This window comes from Marinococcus luteus, from assembly GCF_900106595.1.
Lineage (GTDB): Bacteria > Bacillota > Bacilli > Bacillales > Marinococcaceae > Marinococcus > Marinococcus luteus.
In genome coordinates this window covers 98,685-116,832 of sequence record NZ_FNNC01000007.1, presented here as the reverse complement: position 1 = coordinate 116,832, position 18,148 = coordinate 98,685, and the positions used below count along the sequence as shown (strand labels likewise).

Below are 18,148 nucleotides of genomic sequence, written 5' to 3'. Positions count from 1 at the left end.
TATTCATGTAATTAACAGTACGCAGCTTACTTATGACCGGAAAAGATATTGCAGTTTTTCAAGCGACTTCTCGGCATATTCATTAACGTAATCTATACTGGCCTTTTTTTCAGCTGAAGGAAATATATTCAATTCCGGGGCCAGGCATTCTACTGTGATCGTCCCCTCGTACCCTGTTGCTTTAACAGCTTCGGCAATCGCGTCCCAGGGAAGTCTTCCGTATCCCAGACCCTGCCGGTTAGTATCTGCCACGTGTATATGGCTGAGGGCTGGGCCAAGATGATGAAAAGGTGCCTCCATGCTGCTTTCTTCAATATTCATATGAAATGTATCGAGCATCGTCGTCACAAATGGGTGCCCGGTTTCTTCCACGAGCACAAGCGCCTGCCATCCGGTATTAATAATACAGCTTTCGTAACGATTTAATGGCTCAATCACCAGAGCAACGTTTCTTTCTTCCGCATAGGGAGCTATTTCCTGAAGTGATAAAACTGCTGCTTCCCATTCCTCTCTGCCGCTTCCTTCCGGCTCTGATTTGCCCGGTGCGCATGGGGACAGCACCATATATTCTGCTCCGGCCCGGTATGCACGGCTGATCTGTTCTTTAAAATAATTTACAGCTGTTTTTCGCATGGAAGGATCAATCTGTGATAAATCTGTTTCTTTTCGCGGCCAGCCTGCATCCGCGCACAGACCCCGGATACGGATACCAAGGGTATCCGCCAGCTGGATTAATCCCTCCCAGTTATAATCCTTCGCGTGAACTTCAATTTCATCGTATCCCATGGAAGCTGCGTCGCGTATTGTCTGTTCAATTGGCTGGTCTCCAAAAATCCAGCTGCATACCGAAAATTTCATCTTATCCTCCCCTTCACTATTATGCTGCTCTTCTACTATATTCCTTGCCCAGTTATCCTGTAAGCATGATTTTAACCAATATAAACAAAAAAAGACCAGCGGCTGGTCACCGCTGGCCCTTCTTATACGTCTTCTGAGAATACGTGTCCGCCAATTTCGTAATCAACGGTCTTTGTTTCCCAGAGCCAGTTGTCTTTCGGCACGTCTTCACTCCAGAAAAATAATGAATCCCCTACCGGCTCCGATCCATTCAGAGCCTCTTCTGTTGCTTCTTCTGCACGCTCAGAAGGAGATTCTTCTATACTTCCGTTATCTACTACCTGGAATTGGTTTTCTTCGTATATGACACTTTCGACATCGTCTGGAAAGGTTTCAGATTCAATGCGGTTCAAAATGACACTTGCCACGGCCACCATGCCTTCAAAAGTTTCATCTTTGGCTTCTGCATGAACAGCCCGTTCAAGCAGTTCTTCATTTTCCACCTCAGGCACTTCACTCGAGGCTACTCTTTCTTCCTCCGGTTCAGGTGCCTCTGCTTTCTGTTCTGTCTCTTCTTCTGCAGCTTGTTGCTTTTCTTCTGCTTCCTGTTCGGCTGTCTGGCTTCGCTCATGCACATTATAGACTAAAAAGCCTAATACAGCAGCAAAAACAGCTAGCGTCCCCATTACGGTGTAAATGGAATACTGCCTGGACATCGTAATCACCCTTTATCAGTGAGGCAAGATTATTGTTCCTATGATGGCTGTAAATGACAGGTCTGTCATCATTTTACCACTTTGTTTCCAGGAATAATAATTTCCGTTGACGGCGTATTCAGCTGTTTTTCGCTGTAATATGTGAAGAAAAGTCATAGGCACAGAAACAGGCATTCTAATTCCACCATAAAGGCATAGACGCCTTCTTTCACCTTCTTTAAGAGGAAGATTCCTGCCGTTTTTCCGATTTTGCACGTTCATTGCGGATACGCTGACGGTAGCCGTAGGTCGCTTTGAGCACCGTTTCTTCACTTTCAAGTCCTGCTCCAAGCGCCCCGCCAAGCGTAGCTACCGTGCAGGCAAGCCAGGATATTTTCAGATACGTCGCAAATGTCACGGCCCCCTGTAAATTCAATGCCAGCTGGGAAGCTGGGATAAACAGCAGAGAAACTACCAAAAACATTAAAAATAGAATAATATAATAATGAATAATAGCAATGCCGATTGTAGCGGCTGTAGCTTTATTGTAAGAACGGACTAAAAATTTGGACTCTGCTTTTGACTCTTTTTCCCACAGCCCATGGGCGGCGATAAACCATACAGTCATGGCCACCATGGCCGTAAACATAACAGCAAGAAAACGCCAGAAGCCATAGGTGTCACTCAGCATCCAGAAACTTGGAAAGATCAGTCCATAAGCTCCGGTAGCAAAAGCTAAAGCAATCACACGCTTAAAGGCCGGAAAAATCGTCCAGGGCCGGTTTGCCAGCACCATGCCGGAAAGCAGCCTCGTGCGTCCTCTCATATTCAGGTTAGCATAGAAGCGGACATGCTGGCTTTCTTCTTCGTTAGAATACACCGTACGTTTAATCGGGGAAAAGCGCTCATACAAACGGCTCCCCATCAGTTCCCTTGATCCTCTGCCCCGGACCTGATAGGAATGTTCATCTTCATGATTCTCAAGCTGCTCCTGGTTTTCTGCGATACGTTCATTCTGCCGTTCCCGCTCTTCTTCAGAGCTTCCGTGGTGCATTTCATTTACAAGCTGCATCATCGCCTCACGAACACGCTTTCTCATTGGCATTGCTCCAAGGGACGGCAGGGAAATAAGGCCGATTTCACGGTCCGAACTGGCGTCAGCTATCACCAGTTTTTTGCCGTCTACAATTGGCAGGTCCGTAAAGCAGAGGGCATAATCCCATTCATGTTTTTGTTTATGTTTTTGTGCTTCCTCAATCACCGGCTCTGATTTTTCTATCACCCCGGCAAAAGGGTCAAGAACCACTTCCACTTCCCAGTTTCTCCGGTCATCTACATAGTTTTTGAGTAAATCGGGAAGTTCTTCTGCCATCTCGTCGCAGATTTCCTTTGGCAGCTCCGGAGCGGCTATCAGTCCGAGAGTATAGCTGTCCAGAGAATGTTTGTTTTTTTTCGAAGCCATCGATATTCCTCCTTTCTCTCCATTGTCTTAAAAATAAGGCCAAAGATACGGTACCATATTTCCGCCCTTGTCCATATGCACACATTTTTCTATTATGCACATGTTATAGATAAAAGAAAATGAGGAATAATTCTTTTAGGTTCATTATTACTACAAGGAGGTGAACCGAAGCCAAGTGCTTCGGCCGCTATGAAGCTGACAGAAACCATGCACGTGCTCGAGCTTTCTGTGCCCCAGGGAAAAGATACCATGGTATTACACTTAACCCTCATGAATAACAATGGCCGTCTTATTCTCTTTGACACAGGTATGCCCGGATACGAGGAAGAAATATATGAATTGATACGAAAAGAAAATTTGAATCCCGATCACCTTGATACTATCATCTTAACCCATCAGGACATTGATCACATCGGGAGCCTCCCCGAAATTCTTCACGATCATCCCAAACTGCGTATTCTCGCGCACTATGCGGACAAACCTTACGTAGACGGAGAAGAACCATTGATTAAACTTAGCAGTAACGCTAAAGCAAACCTGATCGATACCCTTCCGGAAGAAAAGCGGAACAGAGTTGGCTATATGCTCGATAAAACCGAACCATCGCTTATCAGTGAAACCGTGGAAGAAGGAAATAAACCTGTGGAAGGGCTGACCGCAGTGCATACGCCCGGTCATGCTCCCGGACATATCAGCCTGTATCATGAAAACAGCCATACGCTTATTGCCGGCGATGCTTTGACTGCTGAAGATGGCGAACTTTTCGGTCCCCGTGCAGAAGTCACGCCCGACATGGAACAGGCTCACCGTTCCCTCGAAAAGCTGCTCGAATTTGATATGACTACCGCGGTTTGCTATCACGGAGGTATAGTACACGGTGACATTAATCAAAAAATCCGGGAGATTTTATCCTGAACGAAAAAAGCACCTCCGCGGCTAGCGGAGGTGCTTTCGTTTGTACTTTAATTAAGAGTTTTCAATATCCTCCCGAATCCGCTGCCGGCGCTCTTCTTCCTCCCGAAGTCTCGTTTCCTTGTAATCCTTTCGTACGGATTTCAGTAAGGAAATAGCAGAGATGAACAGGACAATAGAGAACGGCAGGGCCCCGATAAGAGAAACTGTCTGCAGCCCGTCAAGACCGGCGCTGATAATCAGCACAGTAGCCAATCCGGCGATCAAAGCGCCCCAGATTACTTTTAAAAGCATTGGTGGGTTCGTGTCCCCGTTGGAGGTCATCATGCCCAGCACAAACGTTGCAGAGTCTGCTGACGTTACCAGAAATGTAAACAGCAGGCAGATCGACAGTACTGAGAGCAGAGTGCCGAGCGGTATGTTATCCAGCATCGCAAACATGGCCCGTGTCGTATCCTCCGCAACAATTCCCGCTATATCTGTGCCGTGGAATAAATCCAGATTAATCGCAGTCCCGCCGAAAATACCGATCCAGATCATACCGATAAACGGAGGAGCAACCATAACACCAAGGACGAATTCCCGAAGCGTACGCCCTTTGGAAATACGGGCTACGAACATGCCCACAAATGGAGACCAGGCAATCGTCCAGGCCCAGTAATAAATCGGCCAGTCCTGCACCCAGGTGCCGTCTGTATAGTTTTCCATACGCAGACTTGCCTGGAAAAAGTTTTGCACATAATCGCCAAGACCCATTGTGATGGTTTCAAGAATAAAGCCGGTAGGTCCGATAAACACTACCGCTACCATTAAAAACAAAGCCAGACCGAGGTTTACATTACTCAAATATTTTATTCCGCGGTCCAGACCAGAGATGGTGGAAACCATAAAAGCTACAAACATGACAGCTACAATAGTAAACTGGGTGGTGGAACTTGCAGGAATTTCAAACACACTGTTCAAACCGCCGCTGATCTGCAGAACACTCAGACCAAGTGTGGTAGCCACCCCCATCACTGTAGCAATTACGGCGATGATATCCACTCCGTTACGGAAACCTTTGCGGAGCGGGCGGGTGCCGTCTCCAATAACACCGTTCATTGTGTCACTGATAAGACTCCGCTCCTCCTGCCGGTATAAAAAGTAGGAAATCGCAAGTCCCACAAATGTAAATGACGCCCACTGGTGAATACCGTTGTTAAAAAATGTGTTCCACATTGCTTCTCTTGCCGCTTCCGGTGTGCCCGGCTCTACGTTCGTCCAGGGCGGAGGTGTCTGGAAGTGGGTCATTGGTTCTGCCACGCCCCAGAAAACAATACTTACACCAAATCCACAGCTGAAAAGCATCGCGATCCAGGTGAAAAAAGGATATTTCGGCCGTGCATCGTCGCCTCCGAGCCTGACACGCCCGTACTTACTAAACGCCATATACAAGTTAAATAAGATCAAAAACAGTACAAAGAGTAAATAAAACCAGCCGAACGTATCAGCGATAAAGCCGTATGTAAATTCGGCCTGTGCCTGCAGGGCCTTTGGTGCTATTGCCCCCCACAATGCAAATACAAAAATGATGATAAAAGAAATGAAAAAGATACTGTTGAGAAATTTGAATTTTTTCTCTTTTTCACTCATGATGCTTTCCTCCTCTCTTTGCTTGCGGAAACGAATTAACGAAACTTTAACATATAAGGCCTCTCAATAACAGTTAGTTCCAAAAAACTCTTTGAAATAGTATTAGGATCAAAGAACTAATGTATAATGGCCTATGATTTGATTTACCCGAATCACTTTGCAAATAATACACAAATTCACTTATTTGAAGAAATTTTCAATGAATTTTCATGACTATTTCACTAATTATTCATTTATTGGCGTCGTAAATGTCAAAAATATCATGTACAATGAACATAGAATATAATTCATCAAAGAGTTGCATAAAACGATCTGCATTTGTCCTATTCTTCTTTCCAGCATTAGGTTTCAGGCAGGATACCCCTGTTAATTCATTATATTAGGAGGATGTTCTATGCACACAATGAACGTTGTATTAGTCGCTGTCGACGGGTCCGAGCAGGCCGAATATGCTTTTGAGACCGCTCTCCCTATTGCTAAAGCACAGGAAGCTCAGCTTATAATTGCCAGGGTGATTAATAAAAATGCCTATCAGCCGATGAGCAGTTATGCTCCTTCTATTATTGAAAAAGTACAGGAAGATGCCAACGCACTGCTGGCAAAGTATAAAAAACAGGCAGAAGAAGCAGGCATTACAGATGTAACCGTAGAACTTTTATACGGCTCTCCCAAAACGAAAATTATCCGTGATATCGTCCCGAAATACCACGTAGATTTAATAATTACCGGCGCGACCGGCTTAAACGCCGTAGAAAAAATATTTATGGGCAGTGTATCCGAGCACATTGCAAAAGCGGCACCGTGCAGTGTCATGGTGGTCCGTTCTTAAAAGCTAAATGCTTTAAAAGGCAGCCGGCGAACAATTGCCGCTGCTTTTTTTTGAAAATTTATGTTTATTCCTTTTATAAGCGGGAACAGTTTAAGTGTTCCCCATAATTGAGGGACGAAAAAAATATATGCATGGTGGAAATGTTTGGACAATAGCGCCTAAAACATAAGCCAGAAAAGACCTGTCTCTTTTCTGGCTTTTTTGCGTTCAAAAGCCGATTTACTCCTCTCCCCTGGCTTATTGTTCTTTTGTTTTCGCTGTGCATTATTTTATCTTTTGTTCTATATGCAACCAGGCAAGCAGCCGGTGCACACAAGGAATCGTTTTTTCTACATCCATTTTAAAGCGGGATTCTACAGCCCGCACTCATTCTTTTATTTTAAAAATTTTTTAGGAGGACTCGAACATGGCAATTGATAAGTATCCATCCAGACAAGGCGATCATAAGGAAATCATGGATCGGAAAGACCCTGTTGTTCACGGAGGTTCCGATTTTGACGGTCCGCTGCAGAAAGAAGAACTGGACTTTTACGACGAGAACGGCTACCTCATGCTCCAGAAGCTGTTTACCGATGAGGAAGTGGAGATGATGAAGCGCGAACTCAGCGAAACGATGAAGCGCAACGAAGAGCGCGACGCGCCCGACGTGATCAAGGAGCCGAACAGCAACGAAGTCCGCTCCGTCTTTGAAATCCATAAGGACAGCGGGTTCTTTGAAATGCTCGCCAAAAACGAACGCATTGTCAAAGCCGCCCAGCAGATTCTCGGCAGCCAGGTCTACATGATGCAGTCCCGGATAAACTTTAAGCCAGGCTTTAAAGGTAAGGAGTTCTACTGGCATTCGGATTTTGAAACCTGGCACATGGAGGACGGCATGCCGGACATGCGGGCGCTCAGCTGCTCGATCATCCTCACGGACAACTACGAGTTCAACGGCCCGCTCATGCTGATCCCCGGCTCGCAGAAATGGTACGTATCCTGCCCGGGCACCACGCCGGAGGACAACTTCAAGCAGTCGCTCAAAAAGCAGGAGACCGGCGTGCCGGACAACGAAAGCATGGAATGGCTCACGGAGCAGGCCGGCGGCCAGATTGACCGCGCGACCGGCCCGGCGGGCTCGGTGCTCTTCTTTGACTGCAACACGATGCACGGCTCGGCCGGCAACATCTCGCCGTACCCGCGCAGCAACGTCTTCTTCGTGTTCAACTCGGTGGAAAACAAGCTCGTGGATCCGTTCAGCGGCCAGGAGCCGCGCCCGGAATTTCTGGCCAACCGCCAGGACACTTCCGCTATTGAACCAACAACAGAATCCCTCACAGAAGAAACAAAATCTTTTAAGTAATATTCCACCCAACCGGGCCGCATATGCGGCCCGGTTTTTTATATTCCTTCGGAACCTTTATAGCACATAAAAAAGACCGATCCAGTCATTGTTGCTGATGGATCGGCTTCGCTTTATCCCTGTTCTTGTTTTCTGCGATCTACCAGTTTCTTTTTCAGTAAATCTTTTTCTACAAAATCATCAATCATTTCGTAAAATTTACCTTTATCGTTCACCGAGCCTGAAAGCTGCTCCAAATGGTTCATAAACGTGATCTGGTCATAATCCTGTGGAAGTTTTCCGGAATAATTGCGGGCAATGCTTTTGCCGTAATGCCAGCAGCAGTTTTTGTCCTTTGTTTCCAAGGCTTTTGATAAAATGACCAATGCTTCAAGGAGCGTCAAAGTTACGCCGGGCTTTTCTTCTGCATAAGAGGCAATATAGGTGAAGGCGGAGTATACATAATAAGAAAACTGTTCATCTTTCATAATCAACCGGAGCGTATCGTTATCGTCAGTTAAATACGAAGTAAAGCGGGTTACCTTGGAAATAGAAAATACGAGATCTGTTAACTGATAGATAGCATCCTGTGCTGTCATTGGTTCATCATTTCCAAGCGCTTTGATCGCAATTTCGGTCAATTTACGGATCCCAAATTCGATGTCCTGCACTTCTGTTTTACTTTTCCCGAGATACATCAGGTTACGGTACTTTTTTTCGTTTACCGGCAGATCAGGCTCTTCACTTGTCTTCCAGTAAGAAAAAATGGGAATGCCTTCAAGCACAAAATCCCCAATGCGGCGATCCAGCCTTACCACGATACCGTCTTTGGCTGCTTCTTTCACGATTTTGCCAAAATCAATAACCTGGATAAAGCCGGTCGTTTCACTTGCGACAATAGTTGGCTCTCCTTCTGTTTCCGGCTCGCGTACCTCGTTTTTATTTTTAGCACGGTGCGCTTCGAGATCATAAAGCAGTGTATTGAGAATGCGCTGCTGCGATTCTTCTTTCATGTTCGTCGTAATGCTTGGCACCTGCATCCATTTAGTTGCATGGTTGATAAATAAAATGAAGTTTATTACCGACACGGCTGTAGCTAATACACCGAGTACGGGAAATACTGTATACTGATCCATCGAAGAATTCAAAAAGAAAAATCCGATCAACAGGAAAAAGAAACACAAGTTAAAGATACCGATCGAATGCTGGGTTCTGCGGTCTGAGATAAAATTAAACAAAACCCGGGGTGTAAACTGGCCGGAAAAGCTCGTCAGAACAACGAGAATTGAGTTAAACGTAAAAGCGTTTAACGTGAGTACGCCTGAGAGCAGCGTACTGTACATTGTCTGGGTTAATGAATACCCTGTGGATAAGATTGGCGCCATGGCGAAAGCAGGCTCGAGCCCGAATTCCAAGTAGTACGCGCCAATGGCTAAAAGCACGGCCAGAATGATATAAATGGCCGGGAGTACCCAAAGACTCGAACGTAGTTCGTACCACCTCTGTCTTGAGGACATACTTTTAATCTGCCGTAATTTTTTAGGCATTAGCTGCTGTAAATAATATTTCAATTCGTTCACCTTTTCTATTGCTTTAATCTGCGGGCAGCATTATATGCTGCGGGGCATTCCCATACATGGAGCCTTCCCCCGCACGAGCGGGAAGAAGGCTCTGAAGCAGTTATGCTGCTTTAGCTGTCAGCGTTTATTCTTTTACTGTTTCTTTGGTCGATACGACCTTCACGTCACATTTTGCTTTTTTCTGAATGGCTTTAGCTGTATTCCCGAGAAACAGCCGATCCACTTTGGAGGAGCCAGTCTCGCCAACGACAATCATGTCGATATTATATTTTTCACATAGATTTTCCATTTCCTTTTTCGGAATTCCTACCTCGAGAACGGTTTCCACGTCTTTGACCCCGTTCTCTTCTGCCTTTTCTTTATATGCCTTCAAGCGCGATTCCGCCTGGTTTTTCAATCTTCCGAACCCATGTGGGTCCATACGCTCCAGGGAAGCGTAGCCGTTTTTATCCATAACAAATGCAATGATCAGCGTGGCGTTGTTTTCCTCCGCCAATTCCTTTGCTTTATAAAACGCATCATGGGACGCGCCTTCGAGAGCTTCTACTCCTACGAGTATACGATTAATTTGTGCCAATTTCATCTTTCCTTTCTTGTTTTAAATTACTTGTTTCAGCCTTCTGCTTAAACTTTCGCAAAATAGCCCGTGTCTGCTCTGTTTTTTGTCGTTTGAACCTGCTTTTCACCTAAAAAAATATAAAAAGCCAGAAAAAGAATTATTATCCTTTTTCTGGCTTATGTTCTGGCTTTTATATCCATCCATTTCCGCCGCATATGAAATTGTCGCCCTGCCACACCCGGACGTTTTTGTTTTTATGGCGTTACAGGGAAAATACCCGTACAATATATGTGTTAAACGTTCACCAATTAATGTATTTGAAATTCTTTCAAAGGACAGATGCTTTATTCATTACTTATTTTTCGACAAACACTGCCCGCCCTGTCGTGCAGCCGTACGTATTTTTCAATTTTTCGATCTGTACCGCCGCTGTCATTGGATTCCCATCCAGGAAGCCAGGTTCCATCTCGAAGATTACCCTTACCTATCTTCAAGAAACACCGCGCACGAACTGCACATGTGCACGGACCGGGGAGTGGTGCTGCATGGTTTTTATGCCTTCCGCCGGCTCCTGCTTGCTATTCCGTTCAGTTATCTTCCTGCTCTTCTTTTATATATCCCGTACGCTGAGCGCATTGGAGTGCCGCTGTATAACGTGATCTCAAAAAGCCGTCTAAAGCATATCTCTTTTAAGAATAGTTAGCCTCCTGAACATACAAAAACCCAGCCTTCCAGGTGTATCCGGAGGGCTGGGTTGCTTTTATTACCTGTTCACCGTTTTCATTCCTTCTTCGGGATACCTCATACCTGCAGCAGCACCTTTAGAAGCAATATCATCAATTGCTTTCATATCGGCACCCGTAAGCGTAACCTGCAGGTCACTGTTGCCAAGCTGTCGTTTTTCCATAACAGGCATCAGTCCCTTCTGGATTAATGACTCTGCTTTTTCAAACAGTTGTCTTTCTGTTCACGCTTTCGTTCCACTTTAATATTTTCAGCCGACTATTTTTTCCTTAAGCCGATCCGTTCCATAAGATCATCCACCCGGTGCTCCACATTTTCATCCGGAAGCAGCGGCGGTGCATGATGAGGCTTGATGCGGGCATCGATGATCAGACTGTCGCATCCCCAGTGCTTGTTTTCATAAAAGCTGTTCACGCCATGAATATCGTGAGAAGGATTGCTGCGCGTAAAAACGGCCCACAGGAAATTCCGCATCGTATCACTGACAAAGCTGCTGTCATCACAGATAATAATCATCGGGGTTTCTTTGACATCCCATTGCTGATCGAGACGTTCAGCGAAAGCAGCTATTTCTTCAACCGCCTGTTTATAACTGGCAAACTCCGGTGCTTCCACCGCAATTACGCCCGGCATCACAAGCTTTGGCAAATGCATTGAACTGTCAGCCGGGAAGCCGTCCGGTACAAGTTGACAAAGATCCCTCTTCACGTCCCCATAAGCCGCTATAACTACCTTGCTTCCCTCATTCAGCCCTTCGCCGCTGTAATCAAGCGTATCGATCGTCGTTTTGGTCTGAAAGTGAAGATCGCGGCGCAGATTAATCCGCTCAAGCATGTACGTGAAAAAATCCTCCTCCTGATGCGTATCGAGCTCTCTTTCCTGTTCCGCTGTAATAAATAAATATTTAGCCAGGCTTAACTGTCCTGTTCCGAGAATACGATTAGCAATTGTTAACAGCTCCGCCGGCTGCTTCACGCTTTGAAACGGCGTATACCGTTCACTGCCAATGGCCAGCAGAAGCGGGTGCACCCCTGCAGCATCTACAGCATGAACTTCTTTAACACCGGTAATTTCCTGCTTGATCGCTTCCCCTGTCATTTCATGAATCACCGCGCCAAACGATGTATCCTCCTGCGGCGGTCGGCCGACTACGGTAAACGGCAGAATAGCTTTGTCTCTGGCATACACCTTATGAACCTTCATGACCGGGAAATCATGCGTCAGGCTGTAATAGCCCAGGTGGTCGCCAAACGGTCCTTCCGGCTTTGTGTCTTCCGGATAAATTTCACCGGTAATAACAAAATCAGCATCATGATTAATGCAGTAGCCGTCTTCATAGCTGTACTGAAAACGACGCCCGGCCAGCATGCCAGCAAACATCATCTCACTCAGCCCTTCCGGAAGCGGCATCACGGCTGAAATAGTGTGTGCCGGAGGCCCGCCGAGAAAAATACTAACCTTCAAAGGCTCCCCCTTAGCTACGGCCTTCGCCTGATGCACACCAATGCCCCGTTGAATCTGGTAATGCAGCCCCACTTCTTCATCTTGTATAAATTCATTGCCGCTAAGCTGTACCCGGTACATGCCAAGGTTGGCATTCATCGGCCCCGATTTTTCCGGATCCTCGGTATACACCTGCGGAAGAGTGAGAAAGGCGCCGCCATCCCGGGGCCAGTGCTGGATCATCGGTAGATCGCTGATGCTTACCTCCCGAAAATCTTCCGTGCCGCCTTTCTTTTTCTTTGGAAGTGCTTTTACTGCCGTCAGGCCGCTCGTCATATTACGAAGCGGATGCTTCAGCGCCTGCACCGGATCATTTCTCATCGCAATAACATTTTGTACCTGCTTCCAGTTTTTCCGGAAAATGAATTTGCTGCGTTCGACGGTGCCAAATAAATTAGAAACAGCCTGGAACGGACTTCCTTTTACATTTTCAAATAAAATGGCCGGCCCTTCCTGTTCATAGAACCTTAAATGAACGGAAGCCATTTCCAAATAAGGATCGACCTCTTCTTTGATTCGTACTAAATGGCCGTGCTTTTCAAGATCTTCTACGCATTCGTTGAGGTTCTGATACATATGCAGCGATTCATCCTTCCAAATAGTTTTTCACTTTCTATACTTATTTTAGTATATTTTCCTTCACGGCTGTGTTCATTCACCTTTTACCCCGTATTCTTTACGCCGGTGCAGGCTTTGCCCGCTGCTTTTGCGGCAGTGACAAATAAATCACCATTCCAAGTATCAGACAGGTGCCCACGCTCTGGTAGAGTCCAAACGGAACGTGCAGCCACCATACCGAAGCCAAAATAGCTGCCAGCGGCTCCAGGCATCCCAAAATACTTGTTTCCTGCGGCTTTAAATATTTCAAGCTTTCCAGGTAAAACCAAAAAGCAATCATAGTGCCGAAAATAACAACAAAAATTACGCTCCCGGCCATGCTCCATGTCCAGCTCCCCCATGCGGCGTTCCACGGGGCATGCAAAAAGCTTACAGCTGCTCCTCCGACCGTCATCGCCCATCCGATTACATTCATGGACCCCCACGCTGCTAAAAGAGGGCCTGCATACAGAGTATAGAAGGCAAGCGCGACCCCGGAAAGAAGGCCCCAGACTACCGCTTCCGTTGGCACGGATAATCCGGCCAGCTCCCCATTTGTCAGCAGCAGAAACGTGCCGGCAAGTCCCATCAGCACAGCGCCCGCATCCCGCATATTCCAATATGTATGCCGGACAGCAAGCAGGTACGCAAGAATGAACACCGGAGCCAAATATTGAAGCAGCGTAGCCACAGCTGCGTTTCCGCTTTCAATGGAGGCCATATATGTATACTGAACGGCAAGCATGCCGAATAAACCGAATATAACCACTGCCCCTGCGCTCTTTTTCTGCTTCCAGATCCCGGTTACTTTTTCTTTATTTCCAAGCATTAAAGAAATAGTTAACAGGAGAAGGCCGGAAAGAAGCAGCCTGACAGCCACCAGCCACTCCACAGGCAGGTGATGAATTTCAAAAATATACTGCGATACTGTTCCTCCAATACCCCAGAGGGAGGCTCCGCTTATCACCAGCAAAAAGCCTGCCGTCCGTCGTTTTTGTACTGTCTGCATCATCGGCGTCCTTTCTGTTTCCAGTTTCAGCTGTGTTTCACTTCCATTATACTCGGAAAATACTGCCTGTTTAAACTATTGCTTCAAGGTTTTCTGCCTGTCTGGAAACCAAAACGCCGCCCCATTTCGGGAGCGGCGCTGCATGAACTTTTTATTTCGCAATCATCCCTTTAGCCACGGATACAAGGTTCTGCGGGCGTTCTGCCAGTCTTCTCATAAAATACCCGTACCATTCTTTACCAAATGGCACGTAGACCCTGACATTGTAGCCTTCCTGCACGAGCTGCAGCTGCAGTTCTGTTCGAAAGCCATACAGCATTTGAAATTCGAACGTATGATAAGGGATGCCCTGGTCTTCCACAAACAGCTTAACCGCGTTAATAATACGGTGATCATGCGTGCCGATGGCGGTAAAACCTTCCTGCTGCAGATGTTTTTGAATCATCAGAAAATAATTGGCGTCGACCTCATGCTTGTCTTTGAAGGCAACCTCTTCTTTTTCCTGATAAGCCCCTTTTACGATTCGGAGAGGCACCTCTGCGAGACCATCGAGATCATCGAGACCCCGCCGTAAATAACCCTGGAGGACAGTACCTACATTATCATATTCCTTTCGGAGCGTTTTCAGTACATTCAGTGTCTTTTCATATCGGGAATAGTCTTCCATGTCGATATTTACGAAATTTTGTTTTTCCTTGGCCGCCTGGAGGATTTCCTTCATATTCTCTATGCAGTAGTCCGTATCTATATCAAGCCCAAGCTTCGTCAGCTTCACTGTCAGCTCTGACTGTACGTTTTTCGCATAGACGCTATCAATAATCTCGATGGTTTTCTGCTTGGCTTCTTCCACCTCTGATTTTTCCGTTATAAATTCCCCAAGATGGTCAATAGTCGCCATCAGGCCCTGTTCGTTCATCGATTGAATGGTTGTTAATGCTTCATCAATATCTTCTCCAGCCACTACTTTTGAAGCTCCGAGGTGAATGCCCCACTTTTTGGCGCCCTTTGTCAGCGTCTTATTTTGGGAAAGAAATATAAAAAACGAACGTGAAATTGTCATAGGTGCACCCTCCTGATCTTTTCAGTACTATGCCCTACACTGTTGCAAAATACGTGCCAACACGACTGCATGGGCGTCCGCAGGATTATACGCAAAAAGAAATAGCATGTTCGTCAAAACCGCAAGAAATTTTGCGCTTTATGCAAAAATTATAAATGAAATTTACTCATCCGGTACTGCAGACTCTGCCGGCTGATTCCAAGCTCCTTGGCTGCCTGCATTACGTTGCCTCCGCTTTGGTGCAGCGCTTCTTTGATTAAAGCAAATTCCATTTCAAGCAGACGTTCCTTTAAACTTCCTTCCTGGCTGCTTGTCCCGTCCAAACCGCTTCTCTCTCTCCCTCCTGTTTCCAGAAGGTCAGTGCGTTTGCGGAAGTGATCCGGCAGGTGACTTTCTTCAATCACTTCTTCATCAAGCATTAAATTCATCGCTCCTTCGATGACGTGTTCAAGCTCCCGGATGTTCCCCGGCCAGTGATAGGACTCCAGCCTCGTTTTCACCGCCGGGGAGATACGGTTCACATCCATTTGAAAAACCCGGTTGTACTTTTCCAGAAAGGTTTCCACCAGCGGCTCAATATCTGTTTTTCTTTCCCGGAGCGCAGGGACGTACAACGTAACGACGCCAATACGGTAAAAAAGATCCTCGCGCAGCTCGTTGTTTTGAATAGCCTCTGCCGGCTCTTTGTTCATTGTGGCGATAATACGGACATTAATGGACTGCTCTTTGTGCGACCCTAAACGGGTTACCTTCTTTTCCTGCAGGACGCGCAGAAGCTTTGCCTGCAGCGCTACCGGCAGCGAATTAATTTCATCAAGCAGAAGCGTCCCGCCTTCTGCCTTTTCAAACAGCCCGGCCCGTTCGGATGCTCCTGTAAACGCTCCTTTTACGGTGCCAAACAGAATGCCCTCAATAAGCGTTTCCGGAAGCGCGGCACAGTTCTGTGACACAAACGGCTGTCCGGCCCGCTCGCTTTCACTGTGAATGCTCTGGGCAAACAGTTCCTTCCCTGTGCCTGTCTCTCCAACGATTAATACCGAGGACGACGTCCTCGTTGCCCGCTTTGCGTTCTGCACCACCCCTGTGATCTCAGCAGAATGCCCGATAATCTGGTCAAATGTGAAAAGCCCATTGTCGGTTTTTTTCTGGTTTTCACGAACCAGCTTTTCCATGCGGGTGACATCCTTTGCGATCTCGGCTGCTGCCACGATACGGCCGCCCGAATAAATCGGAAAAATTTCATTAATAGTCGTAATATTTTTCCCGCGGCTGTTTGTATAATGCTGCTTTTTTTCTCTCGTTTCCACTCCCTGCTTAATAGCCTGGAGTAGTCTGCTGTCCCGTTCATGCTCGAACAGAAAAACGTCCATCATACCTTTATTATTAAAGTCTTCATACGTCATGGACTCAATTTCGCGCATTTTGTCATTATAAATAATCAGGTTTTCATCTGTATCAATAACACGGATCCCCTGATCCATTTTCACCATTAAATGATCAAATACATCGTTCAGCTCAGGATAGGATAACGAATTCGTACCTTGATATACCATGGACCCACCCTCTTTATAATTTATTCTTGATTTGATTTTATCATGAAGTGCGAAGGCTACGTACGCAAAATGCCAAAACTTAGGAGTGCAAAATTTTGCACCTTTAAACCCTTAATTTTCTAATTACGCTTCTATCCAGCGAAGTATTCAATTATAATGGACGTCTCCACCGGTTTTATTAAGCGCCTGTTGAAGTTAAGAATATTGGCACTATTCTTGCAACATATAAAAGTACATTCAAGGGGAGGTGTACTGAATGGAAGGGATAACACTATTCACATGGCTGCTGATATTAATACCCATGCCGCTTACTGTAGTTTTAGCAGCAATCAGTTATGTTAAATCAAAAAAGGAGACCACCTAAATGGATATTTCCGTACCAACAATTGTGACTTTTATCGTTTACCTTGTTGTTATGCTTAGCATTGGTTTTTTATTCTACAAGCTGACCAATAACCTCTCGGATTACGTTTTAGGCGGACGAAAATTAAACGGACCCGTAGCCGCACTCAGTGCCGGAGCATCTGACATGAGCAGCTGGCTTCTGCTCGGCCTCCCCGGAGCCATGTATCTGGGCGGAATGAGTGAAATATGGCTGCCTATCGGCCTCACCATTGGAGCTTATTTGAACTGGCAGTTTCAGGCGAGAAGACTGCGCAGGTATACAATCATCGCCAACGATTCGATTACGATACCCGACTTTCTTGAAAACCGCTTCCACGATAAAACAAAAGCACTGCGTATTGTTTCGGCATTATTTATACTTATTTTCTTCACTTTTTATACCTCCTCCGGACTGGTCGGAGGCGCTACCCTGTTTGTCAGTTCCTTCGGCCTTTCCTATCAGGCGGCCCTTTGGATCGGCGGTGCTGTTATTATTACCTATACGTTCCTCGGCGGATTTATGGCTGTCAGCTGGACTGACTTTATCCAGGGTATTCTGATGTTTCTTGCCCTCGTGGCTGTTCCAATCGCTGCCGTTATAGAAATTGGCGGATGGGGAAATTCTGTCCAGACCGTCGCCTCCATTAATCCGGATGCGTTAAGTGCCTTTACGAATGTGAGCGTTATTTCTGTTGTTTCCCTGCTCGCCTGGGGGCTCGGCTACTTTGGCCAGCCGCATATTATTACCAGGTTTATGGCGATACGTTCCGAAAAAGAAATTCCGGTGGCCCGGTTTGTAGGCATGAGCTGGATGGTTATTTCTCTTCTCGGCGCTATTTTCACGGGATTTATTGGTATTGCTTACTTTTCAGGTAACGCCCAGCTCGGCGAAGGGAACCAGGAAACGGTCTTTATTCTGTTTACCCAGGTACTGTTTAACCCGTGGGTTTCCGGGGTTCTTCTCGCAGCGATTCTTGCTGCTATTATGAGCACGGTGGATTCCCAGCTGCTTGTATCCTCAAGTGCCCTTGCGGAAGACTTTTACAAAGGGATGCTCCGCCCCAAAGCTTCTGACCGCGAGCTCGTTTGGGTCGGCCGGATTGGCGTTATCGTCATCGCCCTCGTCGCCCTGCTGCTCGCCTCCAACCCGGGGAGCACGGTGCTTGAACTCGTGAGCTACGCGTGGGCCGGATTCGGCGCGGTGTTTGGGCCTGCGATGCTTTTCTCCCTATTCTGGCGCCGGACGAGCATGTGGGGTGTACTTGCCGGAATGATCGCCGGCGGAACAACCGTAATTATCTGGGTTCAGCTTACCGGAGGGTTGTTTGATCTCTATGAAATTGTGCCCGGCTTCTTTATAAATGTTCTGATCATTATCGTGGTCAGCCTGCTTGGACCGAAACCTTCTGAAAAAATTAAAACAGAATTTGACTCTGTCGGCACGTACACGGAGAAAAACTGAGCTAGATAA

The 18,148-nt window shown here is 46.5% G+C and carries 16 protein-coding genes; 5 read left to right on the top strand and 11 right to left on the bottom strand.

Annotation, left to right across the window (positions count from 1 at the left end; genetic code table 11):
• Positions 1–30: 30 nt before the first annotated feature.
• From BLV22_RS13725 to BLV22_RS13715, 3 genes are all read right to left on the bottom strand, one after another.
• The gene (locus BLV22_RS13725; protein ID WP_091616512.1) at positions 31–858 is read right to left on the bottom strand and encodes a sugar phosphate isomerase/epimerase family protein; all 828 of its coding nucleotides are present in this window, start codon (positions 856–858) and stop codon (positions 31–33) included.
• 122 nt (positions 859–980) lie between these two features.
• The gene (locus BLV22_RS13720; protein ID WP_091616510.1) at positions 981–1,553 is read right to left on the bottom strand and encodes a cell wall hydrolase; all 573 of its coding nucleotides are present in this window, start codon (positions 1,551–1,553) and stop codon (positions 981–983) included.
• Positions 1,554–1,770: 217 nt separating this feature from the next.
• Complete coding sequence (locus tag BLV22_RS13715; protein ID WP_091616508.1) at positions 1,771–2,994, bottom strand: MFS transporter; 1,224 nt, start codon at positions 2,992–2,994, stop codon at positions 1,771–1,773.
• A 189-nt stretch (positions 2,995–3,183) separates the two neighbouring features.
• Between BLV22_RS13715 and BLV22_RS13710 the strand changes: the two genes are divergently transcribed.
• The gene (locus tag BLV22_RS13710; RefSeq protein WP_091616506.1) at positions 3,184–3,909 is read left to right on the top strand and encodes an MBL fold metallo-hydrolase; all 726 of its coding nucleotides are present in this window, start codon (positions 3,184–3,186) and stop codon (positions 3,907–3,909) included.
• Between the two features lie 51 nt (positions 3,910–3,960).
• Here the strand turns inward: BLV22_RS13710 and BLV22_RS13705 are convergent, their stop codons facing one another.
• Positions 3,961–5,538, bottom strand: a complete 1,578-nt coding sequence (locus tag BLV22_RS13705; RefSeq protein WP_091616504.1) for a BCCT family transporter — start codon at positions 5,536–5,538, stop codon at positions 3,961–3,963.
• 394 nt (positions 5,539–5,932) lie between these two features.
• Here BLV22_RS13705 and BLV22_RS13700 point away from each other — a divergent pair, with 394 nt between their 5' ends.
• Together BLV22_RS13700 and thpD are read left to right on the top strand one after the other, a co-directional pair.
• A complete protein-coding gene (locus BLV22_RS13700; RefSeq protein WP_091616503.1) occupies positions 5,933–6,367 on the top strand; it encodes a universal stress protein in 435 nt (144 codons plus the stop codon).
• Positions 6,368–6,773: 406 nt separating this feature from the next.
• A complete protein-coding gene (thpD, locus tag BLV22_RS13695) occupies positions 6,774–7,709 on the top strand; it encodes an ectoine hydroxylase (RefSeq protein ID WP_091616501.1) in 936 nt (311 codons plus the stop codon).
• Between the two features lie 113 nt (positions 7,710–7,822).
• On the opposite strand, the gene BLV22_RS13690 is transcribed toward thpD, so the two are convergent.
• Complete coding sequence (locus tag BLV22_RS13690; protein WP_176967786.1) at positions 7,823–9,205, bottom strand: DUF2254 domain-containing protein; 1,383 nt, start codon at positions 9,203–9,205, stop codon at positions 7,823–7,825.
• 187 nt (positions 9,206–9,392) lie between these two features.
• A complete protein-coding gene (locus BLV22_RS13685; protein WP_176967785.1) occupies positions 9,393–9,845 on the bottom strand; it encodes a universal stress protein in 453 nt (150 codons plus the stop codon).
• Positions 9,846–10,005: 160 nt separating this feature from the next.
• On the opposite strand from BLV22_RS13685, the gene BLV22_RS15310 reads away from it, so the two are divergent.
• Positions 10,006–10,530: a thiol-disulfide oxidoreductase DCC family protein gene (locus BLV22_RS15310; protein WP_143030988.1), complete on the top strand. Its 525-nt coding sequence runs from the start codon at positions 10,006–10,008 to the stop codon at positions 10,528–10,530.
• Between the two features lie 60 nt (positions 10,531–10,590).
• Here BLV22_RS15310 and BLV22_RS15110 read toward each other — a convergent pair whose 3' ends face one another.
• The 5 genes from BLV22_RS15110 to BLV22_RS13660 form a co-directional block, all read right to left on the bottom strand.
• Positions 10,591–10,743 (bottom strand): hypothetical protein, encoded by a 153-nt coding sequence (locus BLV22_RS15110; RefSeq protein WP_176967783.1) that lies wholly within the window; start codon positions 10,741–10,743, stop codon positions 10,591–10,593.
• An 86-nt stretch (positions 10,744–10,829) separates the two neighbouring features.
• A complete protein-coding gene (locus tag BLV22_RS13675) occupies positions 10,830–12,650 on the bottom strand; it encodes a UbiD family decarboxylase (RefSeq protein WP_091616493.1) in 1,821 nt (606 codons plus the stop codon).
• A 100-nt stretch (positions 12,651–12,750) separates the two neighbouring features.
• Positions 12,751–13,680, bottom strand: a complete 930-nt coding sequence (locus BLV22_RS13670; RefSeq protein WP_342706679.1) for a DMT family transporter — start codon at positions 13,678–13,680, stop codon at positions 12,751–12,753.
• A 151-nt stretch (positions 13,681–13,831) separates the two neighbouring features.
• On the bottom strand, positions 13,832–14,740 hold the full coding sequence (locus BLV22_RS13665) for a proline dehydrogenase family protein (RefSeq protein ID WP_091616489.1): 909 nt from the start codon (positions 14,738–14,740) through the stop codon (positions 13,832–13,834).
• Positions 14,741–14,889: 149 nt separating this feature from the next.
• Positions 14,890–16,293 (bottom strand): sigma-54 interaction domain-containing protein, encoded by a 1,404-nt coding sequence (locus tag BLV22_RS13660; protein WP_091616486.1) that lies wholly within the window; start codon positions 16,291–16,293, stop codon positions 14,890–14,892.
• A gap of 364 nt (positions 16,294–16,657) precedes the next feature.
• Here BLV22_RS13660 and putP point away from each other — a divergent pair, with 364 nt between their 5' ends.
• Positions 16,658–18,139: a sodium/proline symporter PutP gene (putP, locus tag BLV22_RS13655; protein ID WP_425433814.1), complete on the top strand. Its 1,482-nt coding sequence runs from the start codon at positions 16,658–16,660 to the stop codon at positions 18,137–18,139.
• Positions 18,140–18,148 lie beyond the last annotated feature (9 nt).